Below are 25,300 nucleotides of genomic sequence, written 5' to 3' on the forward strand. Positions count from 1 at the left end.
GCTGGCGATTGTCATTTTTTCGCACTGTGCGCCATCAGGCGAACCATCAGCGTCTCCAGCCGGGCAGCGTCGATCGTGCGGATGACATTGGCGGGCTGTTCGCCAAGGCCGGGGCGATAGGGTGCGAACCAGGAAAGCATGTCGCCATAGCCGGGGCCGAACTGGCTGTTATAATCGACATAGAGGGTCTGTTGATCAGTCACGAGTGTCGGGTCGAGCCAGACGCCTGCCGCAATCTCATCCCACAACGGAAAGCCGGGTTCCATCGCGGCGATGAAGTGGGCGAGGTCGGGGCTGGCGGATTTTGCCATGCGGTCGAGCAGCGAGCGGCTGCGCTGGGTGCCGGTCGAGGGATCGACGGGGACCACGGTGATCGCCTTCCACGGGCTGCGCGCGACGATGCTGGCGGCTTCGGGATCGAAGCGGATGTTGAATTCGCGCCGGGGCGTGTTGACGAATTCGCGGGCGAAATCGGCGGCAGCGCGATTGTCGAGCGCTTGCCGGGGATTGAGCGAGCCGCCCATATAGACAAGCTCCTTCGCCAGGCTGGCGAAGGCAGGGTCGAGCCGCTGGGCAAGCGCGAGATTGGTGAGCGGCCCGGCGGCGATGATCGTCACTTCGCCGGGATATTGGCGCACCATGCGAATCAGGAAATTGGCGGCAATCTCGTCACGCGCCTTGGTCGTCGGATTGCCTTCGGGCAGGTTGACCGGATCGTTGGGACCAAAATAGGGCGGCGTGCTTTGCTGGGTCGGTTCGACCCACTGCTTCATCCACGCGCCTTTCCATGTCAGCTTGCCATAGAGCGCTTCCCAGCGGTCGGTCAGGACTTCCGTGTTGAGCAGCGGGTAAGTCGCGCCCTGCACCACCGGCACGTCAGTGCGATGGGCGATCTCCAGCCCGCGCAGGGCCATGGCGGTGGCGCGGTTGGCCCATGTGTTGCCAGAGACGGTGGTGATGCCCAGCACATCGACGTCGGGCGCCTCCAGCAGCATCAGGTGCATCAGCGCAAAGCCCTCATCATCGATGATGACCTTGCGCTTGGGCGTATCGGCATGGGCGATGCCGATGGTCAGGAACAGCGTTAGGAGGGTAGCGAGGAGCTTCACAGATAGGCGTCCAGTCGTTCGAGATGGGCGGCGATGGATTCGGCGGGCAGGAATGATCCCGTGAAGCTGTTGCGGGCAAGCTGGACGAGTTGCGCTCTGCTAAGGCCGCGCGCAGTCGCTGCCGCGCGATAATTGTCGGCGATATAGCCGCCGAAATAGGCGGGGTCGTCCGAATTGATCGTGGCGCGCAGGCCAAGGTCCAGCATCCGGTCGATTGGATGATCGGCCAGATCGGCGACGACGCAGAGTTTGATGTTGGAGAGCGGACAGACGGTGAGCGTCATGCCTTCGCGCACCAGCCGTTCGACCAGCGCATCATCCTCCAGCGCGCGATTGCCATGGTCGATCCGGTCGACATGGAGCAGGTCCAGTGCCTCATAAACATAGGCGGGCGGTCCTTCCTCCCCGGCATGGGCGGTCAGGCGCAGGCCTTTGGCGGCGGCGGCGGCAAAAACGCGGGCGAATTTTTCCGGCGGATGGCCATTTTCGGAGGAATCAAGACCGACGGCAGTAATCCGGTCGAGCCAGGGATCTGCGGCGGCCAGTGTCGCAAACGCCGCCTCTTCGCTCAGATGGCGCAGGAAGGAAAGGATGAGGGCACTGCTGATGCCGTGGCGCGCCTGCGCGTCTCCACAAGCGGAGAGCGACCCTTCGATGACCGTGGCGAAAGGGATGCCGCGATCGGTATGGGTCTGGGGATCGAACATGAGTTCGGCATGAACGACGCCGTCCGCCGCCGCGCGATCGAAGTAAGCGGCGGCGAGATCATGAAAGTCCTGCTGTGTCCGCAGCACGTCCGCCCCGGCATAATAAATGTCGAGAAAATCCTGTAAGTTGCCGAAAGCATAGGCGGCGCGGACATCCTCCACACTGGCATAGGGGATGGCGACACCGTTGCGTTTGGCAAGCGCGAACATCAGTTCCGGCTCTAGACTGCCCTCGATATGCAAATGAAGTTCGGCCTTGGGCAGGGCGCGGATGAAGCTGTCGAGATCGGTCATGATGCTGTGCCTTGTCGGTCCCAGGCGCATTGGCCCATGGTGTAAGTCCGCGCGATGACGCGGTCATCGCCCAGGATTTGCAGCGCGAAGAGACGGTCTGCAAGCGTGGCATTGGCCGTGCGGCGCGCCAGAAGCGGGGTAGCTGCGCAGTCGAGCAGGACGAAGTCGGCTTCCTGTCCCGGCTCCAGACCCCCGACCCGGTCGGCAATGTGGAGCAGCGCCGCACTGCCCGCCGTTGCGAGATAGAGGGCGCGGAAGGGATCGAGCGGATAATGGCGCGACAGGGCAGCCTGATAGGCCAGACCCGCCGTATGGAGCAGCGAGAAGGAGGTGCCTGCGCCGACATCGGTGCCAAGGCCGATGCGGACAGAATGGGCGTCGGCCTGTCCGAAATCGAAGAAGCCCGACCCCAGGAACAGGTTGGAGCTGGGGCAGACGGCGATGCCCGCGCCGCTCTCTGCCAAACGGGTGCAGGCGTGGTCGGACAGGTGAACGCCATGGGCGAACACCGATCGGTCGCCGACCAGACCGAAGCGGTCATAGACGTCGAGATAGTCGCGCGCCGTCGGAAAACGATCCGCAACAGCGGCACATTCGCGGCGGTTTTCAGCGAGGTGGGTGTGCAGCAACACATCGGGATGATCGGCCAGCAAGGCGCCCGCGACCTGCAACTGCGCGTCCGATGAAGTGAGGGCAAAGCGTGGCGTCACCGCATAGCCCAGCCGCCCGCGCCCGCGCCAACGGCGGATCAGGGCTTCGCTCTGGTCGCGCCCGCTATCGACCGTGTCGGCCAATCCATCGGGGCCAAGGTCCATCAATATCTTGCCTGACAGGATGCGCATGTTCCGGCTGAGTGCCGCGTCGAACAGCGCGTCGACCGAATGGGCGTGGACGGTGGGAAAGACGAGCGCGCTGGTCGTGCCATTGCGCAGCAGTTCGTCCAGAAACAGGCTCGCCGTCCGGTCCGCGTGGGCGCGGTCGGCAAAGGCCTTTTCGGCGGGGAAGATATGGCGATCGAGCCAGTCGAGCAATTGTTCGCCATGCGAGGCGATATGGTCCATCTGCGCATAATGGACATGGGCATCAATGAAGCCGGGGACGATCAGGCCGGGAAGATGATCGATCGCGAGGCCGGGATAACGGGGCGCCAGCGTCTGATAATCGCCCCGCGCGACGACGATGCCGTCCTCCACAACTAGCAACCCATCTGGTTCGTGGCGGACAGCGTCGGGATGATAATGCGGATCGCGCGATACCGACAGGAATTCGCCGCGAAAGCCCTGAAGCGTCATGTCGTCCTCAGTTGCAGCAGTTGGGCCAGCACGGCGATGGCGATGACATCGGGTTCCTTGCCGGTGACGCCGGGTACGCCGATCGGCGATGTCAGCTGTGCGCGCGCCTGTGCGTCGATGCCGTCGCGCGCCAACCGGGCATGAAAACGCGCACCCTTGGTAGCGGACCCGATCAGACCGGTGAAGGCGCAGGGCGGGCGGCTGAGCGCCGCGAGGGTCAGGCGATAGTCGAGGCCATGGTCATGGGTCAGGATTAGGATGGCGGCGTCATCGGGCGCATCGGCGACGCATTGCTCGATCACGGCTTCCGGCACGACGGCAACCCCCTCTATCGTCTCGAACACCGGGCGGGTATCGAACCAGGAGAGGCGAAAGGGCAGATTTGCGGCGTGGCGCGCGATCGCCTGCCCGACATGGCCAGCGCCAAACAAGTAAAGCGGCCGGCGGTGCTGGCCGATAATTTCCGCCAGACTGTCACCCGCGCGGGGCCGATCACCGCGCGCCGACAGGCTGGACGGCAGGGCATGGTCGCTGACATGCCGGTCAACCCGGTCGGGCAGAAAGGTCGAGACAAGGATGCGCTCGTCCGCCGCGTCCGCCAGCCAGTCCATGGCTGTGGGATCGCAATGTTCGATCAGCAGCCGCACGCGCCCGCCGCAACATTGGCCCAGCAATGGCCCCAGCGGATAATCCTGCACCCGCCAATGGCCGGGCGGATGCGCAAGGATAGCGCGGGCCTGTTCCACGGCGCGATATTCCAGCTGACCGCCGCCGATCGTGCCATAAAGCGCTTCGCCCGTAACGAGCATCCGCGTCCCAGCCCCGCGCGGCGCGGAGCCTTCGCTCGCCAGGATGCTGATCAGAGCACCCGGTGTCTTGCCTGCAACGCAGCGCAGCCAGCCCAGCCACTCGCTCATCGCGCGCGATGCTCGCTCACCGCGCGCAGGATGCGTTCGGGGGTGGCGGGGGCGTCGAGGCGGGGGAGCGCGCGCACGTCCGGCGCGACCGCTGCGACGGCGCGGGTCAGGGCGGAAAAGACCGAGATGGCGAGCATGAAGGGGGGTTCGCCAACCGCCTTGGACCGGTTGATGGTGGGTTCGACATTCTCGCCATCCCACAGGCTGATCGTCATATGGGCGGGCCGGTCCGACGCGGTGGGGATTTTATAGGTCGCGGGCGAATGGGTCAGCAAGTGACCCTGATCGTCGAAAATCAGCTCCTCGGTGGTCAGCCAGCCCTGCCCCTGAATGAAGCCGCCCTCGATCTGGCCGATGTCGATCTGGCGATTGAGCGATCGGCCGACATCGTGGAGGATATCGACGGCCAGCACCTTATGCTCGCCGGTCAGCGTATCGATCGCGACTTCCGAGACCGCCGCGCCATAGGCGAAATAATAGAAGGGGCGGCCCTGATGCGCGGCGCGGTCATAGGCGATGCCGGGGGTTGCATAATAGCCGGTGGCGGCAAGCGAGATGCGGCCGATATGCGCCTTGCGGCACAGTTGGGCGAAGGTCAGGCGTTCGGTTCCGGCGAGGATGCCTTCGGGGGTGAAATGCACGTCGCCGTCGGTGCAGTTAAAAGTGCGGGAGAGGAAGGCGGTCAACCGGTCGCGGATCGTCATTGCCGCATTATAGGCGGCCATGCCGTTCAGGTCCGCGCCGGATGAGGCGGCAGTAGCCGATGTATTGGGCACCTTGTCGGTGCGGGTGGCGGTGATCCGCACCCGATCGATCGGCACGGCGAACACGTCGGCAACGACCTGCGCCACCTTGATATACAGCCCCTGCCCCATTTCGGTGCCGCCATGGTTGATCTGGATCGACCCGTCGGCATAGACCAGCACCAGCGCGCCCGCCTGGTTCAAATGGGTGGTGGTGAAGCTGATCCCGAACTTGACCGGGGTGAGCGCGATGCCGCGCTTGATGATCGGACTGGTGGCGTTGAAGGCGACGATCGCGGCGCTGCGTGCGTCGTAACGAGCGTCGGCGCGCAGCCGGGCGATGAGCTGCGGCGCGATATTGTCGGCGATGGTCATGCCATAGGGCGCGACATCGCGACCGGGGCCGTAAAGATTGGCACAGCGCACCGCCAGCGGATCATGCCCCAGATGGGCGGCAACATCGTCCATGATACGCTCGATCGCCAGCATCCCCTGCGGCCCGCCAAAGCCGCGGAAGGCGGTGTCGGAGACGGTGTTGGTTTTCAGTCGTTCCGACAGGATTTCGACGTCGGGCAACCAGTAACAATTGTCGGCATGGAACATCGCCCGATCATTGATCGCCGGGGACAGATCGACCGTCGCACCGCAGCGCGATGCGAGGCGGAGTTGGAGGGCCAGCACCTGCCCTTGCGCATCGAAGCCGACATCATAGGCGACGCGGAAGGCGTGGCGCTTGCCGGTCATCACCATATCGTCGTCGCGGTCGCAGCGAAATTTGGCGGGGCGGCCAGTCTTGTCCGCCACCAGCGCGGCGGCGGCGGCGAACAGGGCGGCCTGCGTCTCCTTGCCACCAAAGGCCCCGCCCATGCGCCGCACCTCCACCGTCACGTCGGCGGAATTGCGGTGGAGCATATGGGCGATCAGATGCTGGACTTCGCTGGGATGCTGGGTGGAGCAGAGCAGATGGATCTGGCCATCCTCGCCCGGCGTCGCGACCGCGACCTGTCCCTCCAGATAGAAATGATCCTGCCCGCCCATGTCGAAGCTGCCCATCAGCCGGTGGGGAGCGGTGGCCAACGCGGCACTCGCATCACCGCGCGCCATGCGCTGGGTCGGTTCGATCAGCGAATTGGCTGCCTGTGCCGCCTCGATCGTCAGGCAGGCGGGGAGCGGCTCATAGTCGACCTTGGCGAGGCGCGCGGCCTTGCGCGCGACGCGCTGGCTGGTGGCGGCGACCAGGAAGATCGCCTGCCCGACGCAGATCACTTCGCCATCGGCCAGCAGCTTGTCATCGCCCGCGACCGGGCTGACATCGTTCGCGCCGGGAATATCGGCGGCGGTAAAGACGTGCACAACGCCTTCGGCGGCCCAGACGGCGGAGAGGTCCATCGACAGGATGCGGGCATGGGCATGGGCGCTCTGGCCGAAAGCCAGATGGAGCATGTCGGCGGGTTCCGGCACGTCATCGGCATAGCGGGCCGCGCCTGTGACATGGAGCGGCGCGCTGTCATGCGGGTGTGACGGTTTGGGCAGCACGCTCCAGGCGGGATCGCGATCAGCCATGGACGGCATCCAGACTGAGGACCGACACGGCCTGCCCCTCTTCGCGGTGCCACAGGCGCAGCAGCAGGTTGGTGGCGGCGTCGAGACGATAGGCAGCGGACCCACGCACGTCGGAGAGCGGGGCGTAGTCGGCGCGAAGGACGTCGGCGGCCTGCTCCATCGTCGCCAGCGTGAAAGGCTGGCCGACCAGCGCGGCTTCGCACAGCGGCGCGCGGCGCGGCGTGGCCGCCATGCCACCAAAGGCGATGCGCGCGGCGGTGATGGTCCCTTCATCCACGGTCAGGTGAAAGGCACCGCACACCGCTGAAATGTCACTGTCGAAGCGGCGGGACAGTTTGGCGATATGGATGACGGCATCGGGACCGGGACGGGGAATCCACAGGCTTTCGACAAATTCCCAGGGGCGGCGGTCCTGCTTGCCATAGTCGAGAAAATAGTCCTCCAGCAGCATTGTCCGTCGTCCGTCGCGGCTGCGCAGGGTGAGTTCTGCGCCCAGGGCGATGAAGGCAGGGGGGCCGTCGCCGATGGGTGATCCATTGGCGATATTGCCGCCGACCGTCCCTGCATTGCGGACCTGCAACCCGCCAATCCGGCGGGTCAGTTCGCCCAGATCGGGATGAAGGCGCGCAAAGGCGGCATGGGCGTCGGCATAGCGCACGCCCGCGCCCAGGCGGACGCCAGCGGGGCTTTCCTCTATCGTCTGTAGCTCGGCAATGTCGCCCAGAAAAATCAGCGTGTCGATGCTGCGCAGCCCCTTCGTCACCCACAGGCCAACGTCAGTCGCACCCGCGACCATGCGCGCGTCGGGATGGTCGGCGAGCAGGTCGGCCAGTGCGGCACCACTGCGCGGCGAGAACCAGCGGCGCTCGCCATGCTGGCCGGACGCAGCGGGCCTGTCGCGCAGAGCCTTGAGCGCGGCGACGGTCGCTATGTCATCGCGTTCCACCGGGCCGGTGGCATCGGCAGCGGCGAGGATCGGACCATAGCCGGTGCAGCGGCACAGATTGCCCGCCAGCACATCGGCGACCGGCAGGTCATGACCGCTGGCCCCGACACATCGGCCATAGAGCGACATGACGAAACCCGGCGTGCAGAAGCCGCATTGCGAACTGCCGTTGGCGGCCATGCAGGCCTGAAGCGGGTTAAGTGCGCCGTCGGGGGCCAGGCTTTCGACCGTCAACAGCGCGCGGCCATCCAGCATCGGCAGGAACAAAATGCAGGCATTGACCGCGCGCCAGACGATGGCATCGCCATCCAGATCGCCGACCAGCACGGTGCAGGCGCCGCAATCCCCCTCGGCGCAGCCCTCCTTGGTGCCAGTGCGGCGCAGGCGATAGCGCAGATGGTCGAGCAGGGTGGCGGTGGGATCAACATTGGCGATCTCGACCAGTTCGCCGTCCAGCAGGAAATGCACGCTCATCTCAGCTGCCCCGATAGGTCGAATAGCCATAGGGCGAGACGAGCAAGGGGACGTGATAATGGGCTTCGTTAGCGATGCCGAAATCGATGACGATGATGTCGAGGAAGGGCGGATCGGCAAGCACCACACCCTGCCCGGCGAAATAGGGTGCGACCGCAAATTCCAGCCGGTAGCGGCCCGGTGCGAGCGTTGGTAGGCCAGAGCAGCGGCCGTCCGCGTCGGTGACGCCAGCGAACAAAACGGTCCCGTCGCCATCCATCAGGTGCAGTGCCACCCCGGCGGCGGGGCAGCCATGGCTGGTGTCGAGGACATGGGTGGACAGGCTGGCCATCAAGCCGCCTCCTCTTCTGAAGTTCTTGGCCATTGCCCGACAAATTCCGCTTCATCATAGGCCAGCAGGTCAGCGACCAGCGCGGCGCGATCATCCAGGAATAGCTGGTCGGTGACACCACGCAGCAGCCGGGGCAAAGCGGTTTGCAGGCCGGACAGGGCAGACGCGGAAAGGCCGAGGCTGATGAGCGCGGAATAGTTGAACGCGAACAGGCCGTGCAGCGCCGCCGCGCCAGCCTCTGTCCGGGGCAGTAGTTCAAAACCGTCGCCGAGATAAGGATGCGCGTCGATCAGCGCGTTGGCGCTGCCAGGCTGCGGGGTGAAGCGATCGGCCCAGCGGGCGATATGCGACGCAACTGCGCCCAGCTCGCCGCGCAGGCCGGGGTCGCTGACAAGGCCAGTGGAGAGGATCACGAAATCGAAATCATGCGTCCCCTGCGGCGTAGTCACGCGAACCTGATCGTCGACCAGTTCGACCGACAGCCAGGGCGCGCCCAGATGAAGGTCAAAACCCGGCCAGGCGGCGGCGCGATCGAATGTGTCGTTGGTAGGCGGCTGGTTATGGCCAAGGAAGCTGGCCATCACTGCATATTTGTCCGCGTCGGACAGCGCTGGATAGCGGCCCGTAAAGCCGACCTGCTCCATGAAACGGATCGGGTTGATGCGCGGCAGCACCGGGCGGCGAATGAACACATGGGCCGCTGCGACGCCCAGGCTAAGCGCCGCATTGGCATTGTCGAAGGCCGAGGCGCCTCCCCCCAATATGCCGATCCGCTTGCCTACAAGCGCGGCGAAGTCGATCGGCTCGCTGGTATGGGCGTAGCGGGTGCGGGGGAGGGCGTCGCGGATCATGGCAGGCGTGTACCATTCGCCGCCACCCTGTATGCCGGTCGCCAGCACCACCTTGCGCGCCAGAAGCGGCGGCTGGCCGTCCAGGTGCAGGCGGTGCAGGCCATCGCTGATTGGCTCGACCAGGGTGAGCTTGGTGTCGTTGCGCACCGGCAGGTTCAGGACGCAGCGATACCAGCGCAGATAGGCCATCCAGTCACCGCGCGCGATCTTGCCGACCGCGTCCCAGCCCGCCGCGCCATGCTGCGCTTCCCACCAGGCGCGGTAGGTAAGCGCCGGAATACCGAAATCAATGGGATTCAGTTCCTTGGGCGTGCGCAGCGTGATCATCCGCGCATAGGTGTCCCACGGCCCTTCCAGCCCGGCGGGGTTCTCGTCGATGACCAGGATGTTGGACACCCGTTCGCGCAGCAGGCCAAAGGCGGCGGCAAGGCCACTCTGCCCGCCGCCAACGATGACGACGTCATGGACATGGCCGTCTGGATGCGCGCGCGGGCGGGTCCAGTCGGTGCCGCCATGGCCGATCAGGACGAGTTGCCGGGCGAGGTCCGCCTCCAGTGCGGGCAGGCTCATATCCATTCCTCCCCGGTACGGGGAGGGGGACCGCCCACAGGGTGGTGGAGGGGGATCGCCCCACACGCTGCGCCAGGAGGATAGCCCCCTCCGTCACCGCTTCGCGGCGCCACCTCCCCGTGCCGGGGAGGAATGCGAACGGGGCTCATGCCATATCCTCCAGCCGCAGCCGGACGATCTCGCCAATCTGGGCAAGCGCGGTTGCGATCTCTTCGTCGCGACCATGGCTCAGCCGCTGTTCCATGGCGGCCAATATACCCGCCTTGTCGGTCAGCCGCACGCAGATGATGAAGGGGAAATCGAAGCGCGCGCGATAGGCGGCGTTGAGCGCGTGGAAGCGCTCATATTCCGACGCGGTCAGGCGATCCAGCCCAGCCGAGGCCTGCTCCGCCGCCGACGCATCGGTCAGCGTCTTGTCGATCGCCGCCTTGCCGGCCAGTTCGGGATGCGCCCGAATCAGCGCCAATTGCTCCTCCGGCGTCGCATCATGGACGACCGCCATCAGGTCGGCATGACGGTCGCGCGACGATGGCCGTGCGTCGGCGCGCGCTTCCACCCAGGGACTATGTTCGAACAGCGCAGTCAATGCGTGTTGCCCTCCAGGCTGACATGGGCGGACACGACTTTCCAGCCATCCGCAAATTTGACCCAGCTCTGGGTCTGGCGGCCGCGCCGGTCGCTATTCTCGCGGAAAAATTCGGCGTCGGCGGTGGCGAAGCTGTCGCCATAGACGGTGATCGCGACCTTCCCCAGCTTGCGCTGCGGGGAGCCGCCGCGCCCTTTGCGAAATTCGCGAATTTCCTCGATCCCGTACAGCACTTCGCCCACGCCATAGCGGTTGGTGGTGGGCGCATCGTGGAACAAGGCGTCCATCGCAGGGACGTCGTCCGCCATCAGCGCGCGCTCATATTCCATGAAGGCGGCGGTGATTTCGGCAAGCAGGATCGGATCGTCTATGGTCATGCGGGGTGGACCTCCATCCAGTGGCGGGCAATGTCGATGCGGCGGGCGACCCAGGCGTCTCGACAAGCGATGACATGGTCGAGGAAGCGGGCGAGCGCGGCGGCGCGGGCCGGTCGCCCGGCGATGCGGCCATGCAGGCCGACCGACATCATCCGGCCACCCTCCGCGCGGAGCTGGTCGAACGTGTCGCGCAGATAACGGAAGAACTGCTCGCCATCGGTGAAGCCGTTGAGCGCGACGCACTTCATGTCGTTGGCGTCGAGTGTATAGGGGACGATCAGCTGCCCTTCTGCATAATAAGGCAGGTCGTCGGCATAGCTGTCTGCGTCATAAACGAAGCCACCTTCTTCGCGCACCAGCCGCGCCGTGTTGGGCGATGTGCGGCCCTGATACCAGCCTAGCGGGCGGGTGCCGGTGAGTTGCTCATGCAGCGCGACGGCCTGCGCAATATGAGCGCGTTCCACCTCTTGCGGCACATATTGATAGTCGATCCATTTCAGGCCGTGGCTGGCAATTTCCCAATCGGCCGCCAGCATCGCCTCGACCGCAGCGGGGTTCATCGCCATGGCATTGGCGACGCCGAATATGGTGACGGGCAGGCCGCGCTCGGTGAACAGACGATGCAAGCGCCAGAAACCCGCGCGGCTGCCATATTCGTAGAGGCTTTCCATCGCCATGGCGCGCGCCGGATGGCTGGCGGCGCCGACCATTTCGGACAGGAAGGCTTCGGACCCCTTGTCGCCGTTGAGGACGCTATTTTCCGCGCCTTCCTCATAATTGACGACGAACTGGACAGCGATGCGCGCGCCGCCAGGCCAGCGCGGATCGGGTGGATGTTGGCCATAGCCGATCAGGTCGCGGGAGAGCGTCATGCAGGCCCACCCTTCCCCGTTCGGGCTGAGCGAAGTCGAAGCCCTCCCCTGAGCGTAGCGAAGGCACCTCGCTTCGCTCGGTGGTACCCTTCGACAAGCTCAGGGCGAACGGAGGCGGGAGGGAGCATCATGCGTCCCATGCCTCCAGCGCCGCCGGGATCGCCGCGCCGGGCGGCAGGGCGAAACCTTCGCGCAGCAGGCAGGCTTCCAGAGCGCTCAGCGTTATCAACACCTTATGCTTCATCGCATTATAGCCCATCGCGCCGATGCGCCAGATGCGGCCTTGCAACGGCCCGAAGGCAGTGCCGATCTCGATCTCGAAATGGTCGCGCATCGCGGCGCGGACCCGGTCGTTATCGACGCCGTCGGGGATGAACACGCCGGTCACATTGGTCATGCGGTGGGCATCATCGCCAAAGAGGGTAAGGCCCATGGCACGCAGCCCCGCGCTCATCGCGCGACCGGCGGCGGCGTGGCGGGCATAGCGCGCCTCCAGCCCCTCCCCCAGCGTCACGCGCGCACATTCCCGTGCGGCGTAGAGCATGGAGGTTGCTTCGGTATGGTGGTTCAAACGCTTGTCCGACCAATAATCCATGATCATGGCGAGGTCGAAATAGTTGGAGCCGATACGCGGCCCTGCGCCGTCGATACTGTCGGCGCTGCGGATACCCGCTTCGGTATGGCGGCGGGCGAAGATGTGGTCGGCGGCCCTATCGGAGATAGTGATCGGCGCCGAGCCGGAAGGACCACCCAGGCATTTCTGCAAACCGCCGGTCACGACATCTATGCCCCAGCGGTCGGCAGCGATTTCCATGCCGCCAATGGTTGCGGTCGCATCGACATAGCTAAGCGCGCGCGCCGCGCGGCACAGATCGCCAAGGCCTTCGAGCGGCTGGGCCATCGTGGTTGACGTGTCGCCATGGACGCAGGCGACGACCTTGGGACCGGTGCGTGCGATGGCGGCGGCGATCGCCTCCAACGGCACGACTTCGCCCCAGGGCGCGTCGACGGTTTCAATGACTGCGCCGATGCGGGTAAGGATTTCCCGGAGCAGCAGACCGAAACGCCCGAAATTGATCACCAGCACCGTGTCGCCCGGCGCGACCAGCGAGACCAAAGCCGCCTCTATCCCCGCGCGCGCGGTGCCGTCGATCAGCATCGTTTGCTGGTTTTGCGTGCCGAAGATCGGGCGATAGAGCGCCATGACCTGGTTCATATAGCCGGTCATTTCGGGGTCGAACTGCCCCAGCAGATCCGCCGACATGGCGCGCAGCACGCGGGGATGGGCGTTGACCGGTCCCGGTCCCATCAACAGACGCTGCGGCGGGTCGATTTCGCCAAAAAGCAGGGGGTCAAGCGGGGTCAAAGGTCGCTCCCAATCGGTCGATAAAGCCAAGCATGACCTGTAATGCCACATCGGCATCGGCGGGGTCGACATGCTCGGCGGGATTATGGCTGATGCCATGCCGGCAACGGATGAAGAGCATGGCCGTGGGACAGAGCGCGGCCATCACCATGGCGTCATGCCCCGCGCCCGATACGAGGCGGCGGACGGGATGGCCCGCATCGGCGATGGCGGCGTCCATCAGGTCCATGAGCGCTGGATCGCACGGGCTGGCGGGCAGGTCGTGAACGCGCTGGATCGCGACATCCAGATCGCGGCGATCGGCTATGGTGGCCAGCGCGTCCAGTATCGCCTCTGCCGCGCGGTCGCGGCGCGCTTCGTCGCCGGATCGGATGTCGATGGAGAAGCGAACCTCGCCTGCTATGACATTGGGTGCGCCGGGCAATGCCTCAATCCGTCCCACCGTCGCGACCAGGTCGGACGCATCGGCGCGGGCGATCGTTTCGATCGCCAGAATCATCTCGGCCGCGCCTGCCAATGCGTCGCGGCGCAGCGGCATCGAACTGGTGCCTGCATGACCGGCCACGCCCTTGACGACCGCCTGATAGCGCAATTGCGCGGCGATCCCGGTGACGGTGCCGACCGCCAGCCCCTCTGCCTCCAGCACTGGTCCCTGTTCGATATGGGCTTCGAGATAGGCGAGGGTTGTGCCGGGCGTGCGGGCGGCGGACAGATAGTCGGGCAGGCTGACACCTGCCTGCGCCAGCGACACGCCGGCAGCGTCCGCTATGTCGAGCGCTGACGGCGCGAGCGTCCCGGCGACCGCGCGGCTGGTGAGCATGGCGGCGGGAAAGCGCGATCCTTCCTCATCCCCAAAGGCGATGACTTCGATCGGGAAAGGCAGGCGCTTGCCGCTCTGGTGCAGCGTTGCCACCGCCTCCACGCCCAGCATGATACCCAGCGGCCCGTCATAGCGCCCGCCGTCGCGCACGCTGTCGAGATGGCTGCCGATCAGCAAGGCCGGTGTGCCGGGCAAATCGCCTTCATAGCGACCGATCAGGTTGGCGGCAGCATCGCGGCGGATGGTCATGCCTGCCTTCTCCATCCATCCGGCCAGTGCATCCTGCGCGGCGGTGTAGGCCGGGGTGAGATAGCCGCGATAGAGGCCGCCTTCCATATCGCTAAAGGGTGCGATGCCCAGCGCGTCGCAGCGCGCGACCGCTCTTGCGCCGCCGCTCACCACGCCACCACCTGCCCGTCGCTGCGCGGATCGGTCGCGCCGTCCAGGCGGCCATCGGCGTGGCGGACAATGACACCGGCATGGCCCATCATCGCGGTCAGTGGCCCGACACGCTCGACATCATGGCCCGCCGCCGCAAGATCGGCATAGAGCGTGTCGTCGAACCCGTCCTCCAGCTTCAATGTCGTGCTGTCCTCGCCCCATGTCCGTCCGAGCAGCCAGCGCGGGGCGCTGATTGCTTGCTGGAGATCGACGCCGAAGCGGGCGTAACGGGTGAAGAGCGCGGCCTGGGTCTGCGGCTGGCCTTCGCCCCCCATCGTGCCATAGGCCATGAGCCGCCCATCGTCGAAGCGGGCCAGCGCGGGGTTGAGCGTATGGAAGGGTTTGCGACCGGGTTTGAGCGCGTTCCAGCCGTCCGCTGCGAGGCGAAAGCTGCTGCCCCGATTCTGCCAGGTGATGCCGGTCCGCGGCAGCACCAGCCCCGATCCGAACTCATGATAGGTGGACTGGATGGCGCTCACCACCCGGCCCTCCCGGTCGGCGGCGGCGAACCAGCAGGTGTCGCCCTGCGCCGACGGGCGAGGCCAGGGCATGGCGCGCGCCGGGTCGATTGACGCGGCAATGGCGTCCAGCGCAGCGGGATCGCCCAGCAATCCCTGATAATCGAAATCATGGAAGGCGGGATCGCCGACATGGGTGTCGCGCAGCAGGAAGGCCTGCTTGGTCGCCTCGACCAGACCATGGACATGGTCGAAGCTGTCCGCCTGGGTCGCGCGCAGCCGGTCGAACAGAGCGAGGATCATGAGGGACGCGAAGCCCTGCGTTGGCGGGGCGCTGTTATAGAGGTCGATGCCCTTGATGCGGGTCGTCAGCGGCGTGGGGCGGGTGGCCTGATGCGCGGCCAGATCGTCGCGACCGACCGGGCTGCCCAGTTCGGCCAGATCCTGCGCGATCAGATCGGCCAGCGCGCCGGTGTAGAAATCGGCGGGACCATTGTCTGCGATCATCCGCAGCGTCGCGGCCAGCGCGGGCTGGCGCAGCAGATCGCCTTCGCACAGGGGGCGGCGCTCCGGCTCGAAGATCGCGGCATAGGCGCCGGGCTGGACGCGCAACTCCGCTCCCTTGGCTGTAGCGATGGCCGCCCCGCCGCTGGTCACGGCCACGCCATTTTCGGCATGATGGATGGCGTCGCGCAACAGGCGGGACAGGGGCAAGGTACCACCGCCGCTTTCCAGTATCGCCGCCCAGCCCGACAGCGTCCCTGCCACCGTGTTGGCGGCAAGTGGTCCCCGTGTCGGCACCGCGTCCAGCCCGGCATAGAGGCCAAGGTCGGCGCGCGCCGCCGCACCGCCGCAGCCATGGACGCTGTGGATCGCGCCATCCGGCTCCGCCACCAGCCAGAAACTGTCGCCGCCAATGCCGGTCATGTGCGGATAAACGACAGCCAGCGTCGCGGCGACGGCGACGGCTGCCTCGACCGCATTGCCGCCGTCTTTCAGCACGTCGCAACCCGCCTGCGCCGCCAGAAAATGGGGCGCGGTGACCATGCCGTTCGTGCCGCTGATGGTGGATAGCGTCATCATCCTAGTCCGGCAGCGCGGCGACAAAGGCGCGCACGACATCGGCGCTGTTGACCGACGCCAGCGCCATGAAGGTGGTCATCTGGTTCGCGCCCCCGTCTCCTCCGGCGAGGTCAGACAGGCTGCGGAACACGATGGCAGGGACCTGATTGGCATAGGCGACCTGCACCACTGCGGCGCTTTCCATGTCGAGGACGCGCGCATGCCATGCCTTGGCCAGATAGTCGCGAAATTCGGCATTGTCGGCATAGACACCGGCGCTGACGCCGGTGCCGCCAACCACGAATTTTGGCTCATGGGCCAGGCAGTTTGCGGCGGTCGCCTGCCCCTCGACGCAGCGACGCAGGGTCAGGCCGGGAGCGATTTTCCGGGCAAGCGCGAGCAACGCCGGATCGACCGACTGCCGATACTGGCGGCGCGGCGCTTCGGTCGCATTGCCCAGCCGCACCCCGCGCGGGAACATCATGCCGAAAGGCGGCGGCGCATCGGCATCGACGGGTTCGGGCACGACCCAGCCCTGCTGCGTCTGGCGCGCGAAGGACACTTCCAGATATTGCGCCCAATCCTCCGCGACGATGACGTCGCCGATCGACAGGGCCGGATCGACCCCGCCCGCAATGCCCGAAAAGACGATCCGCTTCACGGTAAAGCGATCCAGAACCAATTGGGTATTCATCGCGGCGTTGACCATGCTGACGCCGCTCTGCATCAGCAGCACGGGCTTGCCCGCCATGGTGCCGGTCAGGAAGGTGAGGCCGTTGACCTTATAAGTCCGGGGCTTGGCGATCGTGTGGGCCAGCGCATCCCATTCGGGCGCGAAGGCGGTCATGACCACGGTGCGCGGCGTCCGGTCGAGCGGCTTTGCCTGCGCCGGAACCGGCAGCAGCAACGCGCACAGGGCAAGGCAGAGCGTGCGCATCATGCCGCGCTCATCCAGATGAAGCGGACGACGAACAGGGCGGCCAGCAGGAACAGGAACCAGTCGGCTTTGGTCGCGGTGCCACGCAGCAGCTTCAATATGGCATGGGCAGTGATGCCGAACGCCAGCCCATTGGCGATGGAGAAGGTGAGCGGGATCATCGCCACGGTCAGGAAGGCAGGGATCGCCGAGAGCGGGTCCTCCCACTCTATTTCCGTCAATGGCAGCAGCATCAACCCGCCAACGATGATGAGCGCGGGAGCGGTGGCGGCCAGCGGGACGATCTGCGCATAGGGGGCGACGAACATGGTGGCCAGGAACAGGATGCCGGTGACAACCGCCGTCAGCCCAGTGCGCCCGCCCGCCTGCACGCCCGCCGCGCTTTCGACATAGGAAGTGACGGTGCTGGTGCCCGCCACCGATCCGACGATGGTGGCGGCCGCATCGGTGATGAGGATGCGGTTGAGGCCGGGGATGCGCCCCGCCTTGTCCATCAGCCCCGCGCGCTTGGTGACCGCGACCAGCGTGCCGATATTGTCGAACAAATCGACGAAGAGAAAGACGAAGAGGATTTCGAGGAGGCCCAGCCCATGGCTGCCGGTCAGGCCGAACACGCCGGACAGGTCAAGCTTGAAAGCGGTGCCGGTCAGCGCATCGAGGCTGTAGGGTTCGGGGCTGATGACAACCTGGCCGCACAGCCATCCTACAAAAGTGGTCGCGACGATGCCGATCAGCATTGCGCCGCGTATATTCCAGACGCTCAGCACGCCGATGACCAGCAGGCCGAACAAAGCGAGCGCTGCGCCGGGTGCCTTCAAGTCGCCCAGCGCCACGAAGGTCGCCGGATTGGCGACGACGATGCCTGCGTTTTTCAGGCCGATAAAGCCGATGAATAGGCCGATGCCGCCCGCCACCGCCGCGAACAAATGCATCGGGATGGCCGCGACGATCATCTGGCGCACGCCGGTCAGCGTCAGGATCAGGAAGGCGATGCCGGAAATGAACACGCATCCCAGCGCGATCGGCCAGGGGACGCCCATCTGCTGGACCACGGTGAAGCTGAAATAGGCGTTGAGGCCCATGCCCGGTGCCAGCGCCAGCGGCGTATTGGCGACCAGCCCCATCAGGATGGAGCCAAAGGCAGCAGCAAAGCAGGTCGCCGCCGCCACCGCCGCGATCGGCATCCCCGCCTGACCCAGAATCGCGGGATTGACCAGCACGATATAAGCCATGGTCAGGAAGGTGGTGAAGCCTGCCAGCACCTCCGTTTGCGCCGACGTGCCCCGTTCCGACAGGCTGAAATAGCGTTCGAGCCGCCCCGCCCCTCTCCCCGGCCCCGGCTTTACCGCCACATCCGTCATAATGCGTCCCCCTGTTTGACGGGCGATGTTACGCCGGTCAGCCCCTTATATTCCAGTGTTGCAGCGAAGCGGAATAATGTTGCTTCGCCCCCCGGCCTGCCGATCAGTTGCAGCCCCAGCGGCAAGCGGCCCGGTCGGCGCAGCGGCACGCTGAGCGAGGGCAGGCCGGTAAAGCTGATCGGCTGGCTATGGATGCCCAGATCCGCGCGGGCGGGCGACAGCGCGCCGTCGATCATGATGCGCGGATCGGCGATCAGCGGCGCGACGCAGGGCGTCGCGGGAGCCAGCAGCACGTCATGGTTGGCCATGATGGCGACGATGCGTTGCTTATAGTCCGCGCGAAACGCCTGCGCCGCATCGTAGAGCGCGTCGGGCAGTAGAGCGCCTGCAATCAGCCGGTCGCGGGTCGCGGGGTCAAACGCCATCGCGTCACGACTGAGCGCCTCACGATGCAGCCTGCCCCCTTCTGCGGCGGTGATCAGAAAGGCGGCAGACCGCGCACGGGCGATGTCGGGCAGTTCGATCAGCGGCGCGTCAGGCGCGATGGCGTCCATCGCGGCGATCTGGTCGGGATCGACATTGTCGCGGAAGCGTCCCCCCAGCCGGGCAACGCGGATCGGATCGCTGGCGGCTGTTTGCGTTCCGGCCAGGACATCCCAGATACACTCCATGTCCGCAACTGACAGGGTGAGGGGACCGATATCGTCGAAACTGTCGGCAAAGGGAAATACCCCACCCATCGGCAGCGCGCCGTGGCTGGGCTTGATACCGTAAATGCCGGTCAGGCTGGCGGGGACACGGATCGATCCATTGGTATCGGAGCCAAGCGAGAAAGGCAGCAGCCCTGCCGCCACCACAGCCGCCGATCCGCCCGATGATCCACCGGCCAGCCGCTCAAGATCATGGGGATTGCGCGTCGTGCCGTGCCGGGCGTTGATCGTCGCAAAGCCATAGGCGAACTCGTCCATGTTGAGCGTCGCGACCAGCACCGCACCGGCAGCGTGCAGGCGGCTGATAGCGTCGGCGTCGCCTTGCGCGGCTGGCGCATCGGCATAGAGGCTGGACCCTGCGGTCGTCGGCAGCCCGCGCACATCGAACAGATCCTTGACGCCATAGGGCACGCCCGCCAGCGGCCCCGGATCACGCCCCGCGCGAATGGCGGCATCGACCGCAGTAGCCTCCGAACGCGCCCGGTCGGCCAAGATGCGCGTCACCGCGACCAGTCTCCCGCCCTCTGCCGCCAATCCGGCAAGGCATTGCTCCAGCACGGCCATGGCGCTGGTCTGCCCCGACCGGACAGCGGCGGCGATCTCGACGGCCTGCTTCACGATTTTTCCGTCGCAAACAGCGTGTCGGCATGACGATCCAGCAGGGCCAGGTTGGCGGTGACGCCCGCCATGCAGGGTTCAGCTATGGTCAGGCCCCGCTTCTGCGCTGCGCTTTCAACCTCTGCCACGGTGCGCGGCAGCGGCGGGCGCTGGGGCGTTGTGCCCTGTCGCGCGAAGCGGCTCGCCAGCGCGGCGCAGAGGAAAAGCTGAATCTGGTGGAAGATCATCAGCGGCAGGATGATGACGCCGACTTGCGCCGCCGGGAATAGCGCGCCCGCCATCGGCACGCCCGACACCAGGCTCTTCTTCGACCCGCAGAAGAGCAAAACGATCATGTCCGCGCGCGGCAGGCCGACAAGGCGCGCAAGGCCAAGATTCGCGCCCATCACGATGATCAGCATCACCAGGCTGAGCAGCAGCAGGAGCAACAGGTCGGCAATCCCGACCTGCGACCAGATGCCGCCCACCACGGCGGCGCTGAACGCTGTATAAACGACCAGCAGGATCGACCCGCGATCGACCGGCATCAATATCTTCTTGTGGCGGTCGATGAACGCGCCGATCCATGGCCGCAGCAAGTGGCCCGCCAGGAAGGGAACGAGCAGTTGCAGCGCGATCGACTGCACCGAGTGCCAGGAAAAGCCGCTACCCCCGCCGTCCACCGCCATGAACAGGCCGACCAGAAGCGGCGTCAGGATGATCCCGACGATATTGGACAGGGACGCGCTGCACACCGCCGCCGCGACATTGCCCCCAGCAATCGCAGTAAAGGCGATCGAGGACTGAACCGTCGATGGCAGCAGGCTCAGATAGAGCAGGCCGGTCAGCAGCAGGCCATCCCCATGGCCACGCATCAGGGCAACCAAGCTCAAGCCGATGGCAGGAAAGAGAACATAGGTCGAGGCCAGCACATAAAGGTGCAGCCGCCAGTTGCCAGCGCCCGCAAGCACCGCCGCGCGCGACAATTTTGCCCCGTGCAGGAAAAAAAGCAACGCAATCGCGAAGTCCGTCGCCGCCTCGACCCAAGGGATCGCCGCACCGCGCACCGGAACGAACGACGCGGCTGCCACCGTCGCAATCAGGCACAGCAGAAACGGGTCGGGCAGGAAGGAAGGCTTGGAAACGCGGACCATGGCCCCCTTTAGGCCGATCCTGCCCTACCGATCCAATAGAATGACTTGCACGGATCGTTGCAAAAAAGCGCTTACTCCTTTGAACAGCTCACCGCCGGTATCGGTCAATCTCTATCCCGTGGCGATTGAGCTTATCGTAGAAGGTTTTGCGCGGCAGATGCAGTTCGGCCATGGCCGACCGCGCGTCGCCCCCGACCCGCTCCAGCACCTGCCGGATCACGCCCGCCTCGAAGCGTTCGACCTGCTGGGCGAGGGACAGCGCACCCCCTTCCCCCGCGCCATCCGCCTGCATCCCCAATACGGTGCGCTTGGCAAAATTGGTCAGTTCGCGCACATTGCCGGGCCAGTCATGATCGGACAGATAGGCCTGAATATCCGGGCCGATGCGGGGAACGTCACGCTTCATCTGGTCGGCTGCCTGATGCAATAGATAACCAAATAGTAATGAAATGTCGGCGCGCCGTTCGCGCAGCGGCGGAATGCGCAGGCGGACCATGTCGAGCCGATAGAGAAGATCAGCGCGAAACCGCCCTTGGGCGACGCTGGCCTCTATCCCCGGCTTGGTCGCGGCGATCACGCGCAGATCCACCGCCTGGGGCTGCTCCGCCCCGACCGGCAATATTTCCCGTTCCTCCAGCACGCGCAGCAACGCGCCCTGCAACCAGGCCGGGCTACTCTCTATCTCGTCCAGAAAGAGCGACCCCTTGTTGGCGCGGGCAATCCTGCCGGGTTGGCTCGTGCGGTTGTGGGCGGCGCGCCCGCTTTCCTGTCCGAACAGATCGACCTCCGCAATCGCATCGGGCAGCGCAGCGCAGTTGATCGCGACAAAGGGACGACCGCGCCTGCGGCTCCAACGATGCAGCAGGGTCGCGACCAGTTCCTTGCCGGTGCCGGTTTCCCCCTCAATCAATATGTCGACATCAGCGTCGGCGACTTGGCGCATATTTTCACGCAGGCGGACCATGGCCGGGGTTTCGCCGATCAGCGGTTCGCCGCCCGCGCTTTCGTCGGCCGCTGCGCGCAAACGCCGATTGTCCAGCACCAGCCGCCGCATCTCCAGCGCCCGGCGGGCTGAGGCGACCAGATGGTCGGTAGCAAAGGGCTTGGCGATGAAATCGAACGCCCCGGTCTTGAGTGCTGCGACCGCCATCGGCACATCGCCATGCCCCGTCATCAGGATCACCGGGATTTCATGATCGATCGCCGCAACCCGCTTCAATACGTCCATCCCGTCCATGCGCGGCATCCGAATGTCCGATATGATCGCGCCGCCAAAGCCCGCGTCGATCCGCGCCAGCGCCGACGCGCCATCGGCAAAGGCCTCGACCGCCATGTCCGCTAGCTGGAAGGACTGCACCAAGGCACTCCGCAGCGCATGATCGTCATCGACCAGCAGGATCGGCATCTCGGTCATACGGCATCCAATGTCATGCGGAACAAGGTGTGGTCGTCGCTGGCCACATGGTCGAGCGTGCCGCCAAACTCCACCATGATGTCGCGGGCGATGTGGAGACCAAGGCCAAGCCCGCCCGTCTTGGTGGTGGCAAAGGGCATGAACAGCTGGTCGGCGACGGCGGGATCAACTCCTGCACCACTGTCGCGCACGTCAAGGATGACGCGCCCGTCCGATTGCGTCAAATCGACCCTGACCCAGGGATCGGGCCGGTCGCGCACCGCCTCCAGCGCGTTGGTCAGCAGGTTGACCAATACCTGTTCCAGCCGGACACGCCCTGCCCGGACATTCAGGTCAGGATCGGGCGTCGGCAGCGACAACGTCACCCCGGCGCTGCGATACTGGTCACCCACCAGCAGGCGCACGCCATCAATCGCCCGTGCCAGCGACACCGGGCCGATCGCGCCGACGCCGCGCCGGGCATAGCGACGCAATTGCGCGGTGATGCTGCCGATCCGGTCGGTCATCGCCACGATTTCGCGCAAATTGGTGGCCGCCTGCTGCGGCTGCGCGCGATCCAGAAAGGCGGAGGCATTTTCGGCAAAGGTGCGGATGGTGGCGACAGGCTGGTTGATTTCATGGGCGACGCCAGCCGAAATCGTGCCCAGCGTGCCCAGGCGATTGGCATGGGCCAGTTCCTCGCGCGCCTGGCGATAGCGCTGGTCGGCGGTGGCACGAGCATCCATTTCCCGCGCCAGATCGGCGGTGCGCAACGCCACCTCCCGCTCCAATATGGCCCGCGCTTCATGCGCCCGCCGTCGCCGCACGATCGCCCAGCCAAGTCCGGCGAGCAGCAAAGACAGCAACATGATGAACAGAAATACTGCGATATTGGCCCGCTGTCGGGTCGCCTGCAGCGCATTGTCCAGCGGCTCGATATGATAAAGCCGCCAACCAGCCACCGGCACGGGCAGGATTGCCGTCATTGCCTGCGACCCGTCGCGCATCCGGGTCAGCCCATCTGGACTGATTGCGATGCCCAGCGGCGTCAGCGGTGCGCCGCCAAATTGCAGCGCCTGCTTGATCTGCGCCTTGCGCGCCGGATCGATCGCCCGCAACGCGCGAAAGCGCAGCGCGGGGTCGCTGCTGAGCAGCAGGACGCCATTGGCGTCGGCCACGAAACTGAGCGCGCGCCGGTCCCGCCAGGTCCGCTCGATCGCGTCAAACTCCACCTTGATCACGATCACGCCGATCGGGCCGTCGCCGCTCTCGATCCGGCGGGACAGATAGAGGCCGGGACGATGGCTGACCGTGCCGAGCGCGAAATATTCGCCGCCGCCCTTGGTCCAGCCGAGGCGATAATAGGGGCGGAAGCTGTAATCCTGGCCCACGAAACTGTCGGGCAGGCGCGCATTCGACGCCGCGATCGTCCGGCCGTGGCGATCCAGCGCAAAGATGGCGCCCGCGCCGGTCTTGGCCTTCAGCACGGCCAGCTTGTCATTGAGCGCCATGTCCACCCGCCCCGATCGCAGCGCCGCGCGCAGATCGGGATATTCGCTGAGCACAACAGGCAGCAGGCGGAACTTCTGCAACTCCGATTCGAGCAGGCGCAGCACGGCGCGGGTCTGCTGCGTGGTCTCGTTGCGCTCCGTGCTGATCGCCTGGGCGCGCAAGCTGTGATGATAGCGGTCGGCAAACAGGGCCGACGCGGCGACGATCAAGGCGATGGCTACCAGCAGCGGCGCAAGGCGTCGGGTCCAATCCGGCAGGGAAGCGAAGCGGCTCATATTGTGTGGATTATCACACAATCCTGGTCATGGCGATGTGGAAATCCGCATAGAGGCAGGCGACGCAGGGGTATGATCCTGCACGATTATCATTTTATATCAGAATGTTGATATTAAATGCAGTCGATATTTGGCACCATCATAATTCCACCGCACCATCACCCTGCCGCAAAGACTGAGCCAGCGGCGGCTATGGAGATGGAGCAAGTGCCATGATCAAACAGAGTTTTCCGCCAGCCTCCCCGCCCCCTGTGCGCAAAGGTCTCGCCTCCCAACTCTATGTCCAGGTCATTGTCGCGATCATCCTAGGCGCGCTGCTCGGTCATGTCTGGCCCGCTTATGGCGAAGCGATGAAGCCGCTGGGCGATGGCTTCATCAAGCTGGTCAAAATGATCATCGCCCCGGTCATCTTCCTCACCATCGTCACCGGCATAGCGGGCATGAAGGAATTGGGGTCGGTCGGCCGGGTGGCGGGCAAGGCCTTCGCCTATTTCCTGACCTTCTCCACCCTGGCGCTGGTCGTCGGCCTGATCGTCGCCAATATCGTCCAGCCGGGCGCGGGCATGAATATCGATCCCGCCACGCTGGATGGCGGCGCGGTCGCCGACTATGCCGCCAAGGCGCATGAATCGACGCTGACCGGCTTCCTGCTCGGCGTCATACCCACCACGCTGGTCAGCGCCTTCACCGACGGCAACATATTGCAAATCCTGCTGATCGCGATCCTGTTCGGCATCGCCATCAGCATGGTCGGCGAACCCGCAGCGCCCGTGATCCGCTTCATGGAGCGGCTCAGCCTGATCGTCTTCAAACTGGTGTCGATCCTGATGCGCGCGGCCCCCATCGGCGCGTTCGGGGCGATAGCCTTCACCATCGGCAAATATGGTGTTGGCAGCCTCGCCAATCTCGGCGCGCTAGTGGCAACCTTCTACCTCACATCCTTGCTATTCGTGGTCGTGGTGCTGGGGAGCGTCGCACGGTTGACCGGCTTTTCCATCTTCAAGCTGCTGCGTTACCTCAAGGCCGAATTGCTGCTGGTGTTGGGGACATCATCGTCCGAAGCCGCGCTGCCCAACCTCATTGAAAAGATGGAGCGGGCGGGTTGCGAGAAGTCCATCGTCGGGCTGGTCGTTCCGACCGGCTACAGCTTCAACCTGGACGGCACCAACATTTATATGACGCTGGCGGCCCTGTTCATTGCGCAGGCGACCGGGGTTGAGCTGACGCTGGGGCAGGAATTGCTGCTGCTGGGCGTCGCGATGCTGTCATCCAAGGGCGCGGCGGGCGTGACTGGTGCGGGCTTCATCACGCTGGCCGCCACATTGTCGATCGTGCCGACGGTGCCGCTGGCGGGCATGGCCCTGATCCTGGGCGTGGACCGGTTCATGAGCGAATGCCGCAGCCTCACCAACTTCATCGGCAATGCGGTGGCCACCATCGTCGTCGCCCGCTGGGAAGGCGGACTGGACCGAGAGAAGCTCAACGCCGCGCTCGACGGGCGGCTGCCCGCACTGGAGCTTGTCGAAGCATCCCCGCACGCCGTGCTGACCGCCGCCTGACGTTTTTCAGGAAGGCCTGCGCC

General features: G+C 65.5%; 21 protein-coding genes. 1 reads left to right on the forward strand and 20 read right to left on the reverse strand.

Annotation, left to right across the window (positions count from 1 at the left end; all coding sequences use genetic code 11):
• Positions 1–11: 11 nt before the first annotated feature.
• From ACODSR_RS02380 to ACODSR_RS02475, 20 genes are all read right to left on the reverse strand, one after another.
• Complete coding sequence (locus ACODSR_RS02380; protein WP_489073384.1) at positions 12–1,109, reverse strand: nucleoside hydrolase; 1,098 nt, start codon at positions 1,107–1,109, stop codon at positions 12–14.
• Entirely contained in the window at positions 1,106–2,110 is a 1,005-nt protein-coding gene (locus tag ACODSR_RS02385) for an adenosine deaminase (protein WP_489073386.1), read from the reverse strand. The genes ACODSR_RS02380 and ACODSR_RS02385 overlap by 4 nt, the downstream gene beginning before the upstream one ends.
• Positions 2,107–3,402 (reverse strand): guanine deaminase, encoded by a 1,296-nt coding sequence (gene guaD / locus ACODSR_RS02390; protein WP_489073388.1) that lies wholly within the window; start codon positions 3,400–3,402, stop codon positions 2,107–2,109. Before guaD ends, ACODSR_RS02385 begins: the two co-directional genes overlap by 4 nt.
• Positions 3,399–4,319 (reverse strand): xanthine dehydrogenase accessory protein XdhC, encoded by a 921-nt coding sequence (gene xdhC / locus ACODSR_RS02395; RefSeq protein WP_489073390.1) that lies wholly within the window; start codon positions 4,317–4,319, stop codon positions 3,399–3,401. Before xdhC ends, guaD begins: the two co-directional genes overlap by 4 nt.
• The gene (gene xdhB / locus ACODSR_RS02400; protein ID WP_489073392.1) at positions 4,316–6,625 is read right to left on the reverse strand and encodes a xanthine dehydrogenase molybdopterin binding subunit; all 2,310 of its coding nucleotides are present in this window, start codon (positions 6,623–6,625) and stop codon (positions 4,316–4,318) included. The genes xdhC and xdhB overlap by 4 nt, the downstream gene beginning before the upstream one ends.
• On the reverse strand, positions 6,618–8,045 hold the full coding sequence (xdhA, locus tag ACODSR_RS02405) for a xanthine dehydrogenase small subunit (RefSeq protein WP_489073394.1): 1,428 nt from the start codon (positions 8,043–8,045) through the stop codon (positions 6,618–6,620). Before xdhA ends, xdhB begins: the two co-directional genes overlap by 8 nt.
• 1 nt (position 8,046) lies before the next feature.
• Complete coding sequence (gene uraH / locus ACODSR_RS02410) at positions 8,047–8,376, reverse strand: hydroxyisourate hydrolase (RefSeq protein ID WP_489073396.1); 330 nt, start codon at positions 8,374–8,376, stop codon at positions 8,047–8,049.
• Positions 8,376–9,797, reverse strand: coding sequence for an FAD/NAD(P)-binding protein (locus ACODSR_RS02415; protein ID WP_489073398.1), 1,422 nt, complete (start codon positions 9,795–9,797; stop codon positions 8,376–8,378). Before ACODSR_RS02415 ends, uraH begins: the two co-directional genes overlap by 1 nt.
• A 145-nt stretch (positions 9,798–9,942) precedes the next feature.
• Positions 9,943–10,383: a 2-oxo-4-hydroxy-4-carboxy-5-ureidoimidazoline decarboxylase gene (gene uraD, locus ACODSR_RS02420; RefSeq protein ID WP_489073400.1), complete on the reverse strand. Its 441-nt coding sequence runs from the start codon at positions 10,381–10,383 to the stop codon at positions 9,943–9,945.
• Positions 10,380–10,760 carry an oxalurate catabolism protein HpxZ gene (hpxZ, locus tag ACODSR_RS02425; RefSeq protein WP_489073402.1) on the reverse strand — a complete coding sequence of 127 codons (381 nt, stop codon included), beginning with the start codon at positions 10,758–10,760 and terminating at the stop codon, positions 10,380–10,382. Before hpxZ ends, uraD begins: the two co-directional genes overlap by 4 nt.
• The gene (puuE, locus tag ACODSR_RS02430) at positions 10,757–11,632 is read right to left on the reverse strand and encodes an allantoinase PuuE (protein WP_489073404.1); all 876 of its coding nucleotides are present in this window, start codon (positions 11,630–11,632) and stop codon (positions 10,757–10,759) included. The genes hpxZ and puuE overlap by 4 nt, the downstream gene beginning before the upstream one ends.
• A gap of 127 nt (positions 11,633–11,759) precedes the next feature.
• Complete coding sequence (locus ACODSR_RS02435; RefSeq protein ID WP_489073406.1) at positions 11,760–12,998, reverse strand: pyridoxal-phosphate-dependent aminotransferase family protein; 1,239 nt, start codon at positions 12,996–12,998, stop codon at positions 11,760–11,762.
• Positions 12,985–14,220 (reverse strand): allantoate amidohydrolase, encoded by a 1,236-nt coding sequence (locus ACODSR_RS02440; RefSeq protein ID WP_489073408.1) that lies wholly within the window; start codon positions 14,218–14,220, stop codon positions 12,985–12,987. Before ACODSR_RS02440 ends, ACODSR_RS02435 begins: the two co-directional genes overlap by 14 nt.
• The gene (locus ACODSR_RS02445; protein WP_489073410.1) at positions 14,214–15,797 is read right to left on the reverse strand and encodes a gamma-glutamyltransferase family protein; all 1,584 of its coding nucleotides are present in this window, start codon (positions 15,795–15,797) and stop codon (positions 14,214–14,216) included. The genes ACODSR_RS02440 and ACODSR_RS02445 overlap by 7 nt, the downstream gene beginning before the upstream one ends.
• A 4-nt stretch (positions 15,798–15,801) precedes the next feature.
• Positions 15,802–16,719: a 5'-methylthioadenosine/S-adenosylhomocysteine nucleosidase gene (locus ACODSR_RS02450; protein WP_489073412.1), complete on the reverse strand. Its 918-nt coding sequence runs from the start codon at positions 16,717–16,719 to the stop codon at positions 15,802–15,804.
• Positions 16,716–18,077 (reverse strand): NCS2 family permease, encoded by a 1,362-nt coding sequence (locus ACODSR_RS02455; protein WP_489073414.1) that lies wholly within the window; start codon positions 18,075–18,077, stop codon positions 16,716–16,718. Before ACODSR_RS02455 ends, ACODSR_RS02450 begins: the two co-directional genes overlap by 4 nt.
• Positions 18,074–19,405 (reverse strand): AtzE family amidohydrolase, encoded by a 1,332-nt coding sequence (locus tag ACODSR_RS02460; RefSeq protein ID WP_489073416.1) that lies wholly within the window; start codon positions 19,403–19,405, stop codon positions 18,074–18,076. The genes ACODSR_RS02455 and ACODSR_RS02460 overlap by 4 nt, the downstream gene beginning before the upstream one ends.
• The gene (locus tag ACODSR_RS02465; protein WP_489073418.1) at positions 19,402–20,538 is read right to left on the reverse strand and encodes a bile acid:sodium symporter family protein; all 1,137 of its coding nucleotides are present in this window, start codon (positions 20,536–20,538) and stop codon (positions 19,402–19,404) included. Before ACODSR_RS02465 ends, ACODSR_RS02460 begins: the two co-directional genes overlap by 4 nt.
• An 88-nt stretch (positions 20,539–20,626) precedes the next feature.
• Positions 20,627–21,952, reverse strand: coding sequence for a sigma-54-dependent transcriptional regulator (locus tag ACODSR_RS02470; protein ID WP_489073420.1), 1,326 nt, complete (start codon positions 21,950–21,952; stop codon positions 20,627–20,629).
• Positions 21,949–23,718 (reverse strand): sensor histidine kinase, encoded by a 1,770-nt coding sequence (locus ACODSR_RS02475; protein WP_489073422.1) that lies wholly within the window; start codon positions 23,716–23,718, stop codon positions 21,949–21,951. Before ACODSR_RS02475 ends, ACODSR_RS02470 begins: the two co-directional genes overlap by 4 nt.
• A 212-nt stretch (positions 23,719–23,930) precedes the next feature.
• On the opposite strand from ACODSR_RS02475, the gene ACODSR_RS02480 reads away from it, so the two are divergent.
• Entirely contained in the window at positions 23,931–25,277 is a 1,347-nt protein-coding gene (locus tag ACODSR_RS02480) for a dicarboxylate/amino acid:cation symporter (RefSeq protein WP_489073424.1), read from the forward strand.
• Positions 25,278–25,300: the final 23 nt, after the last annotated feature.

Source organism: Sphingobium sp. FG125 (genome assembly GCF_057809795.1).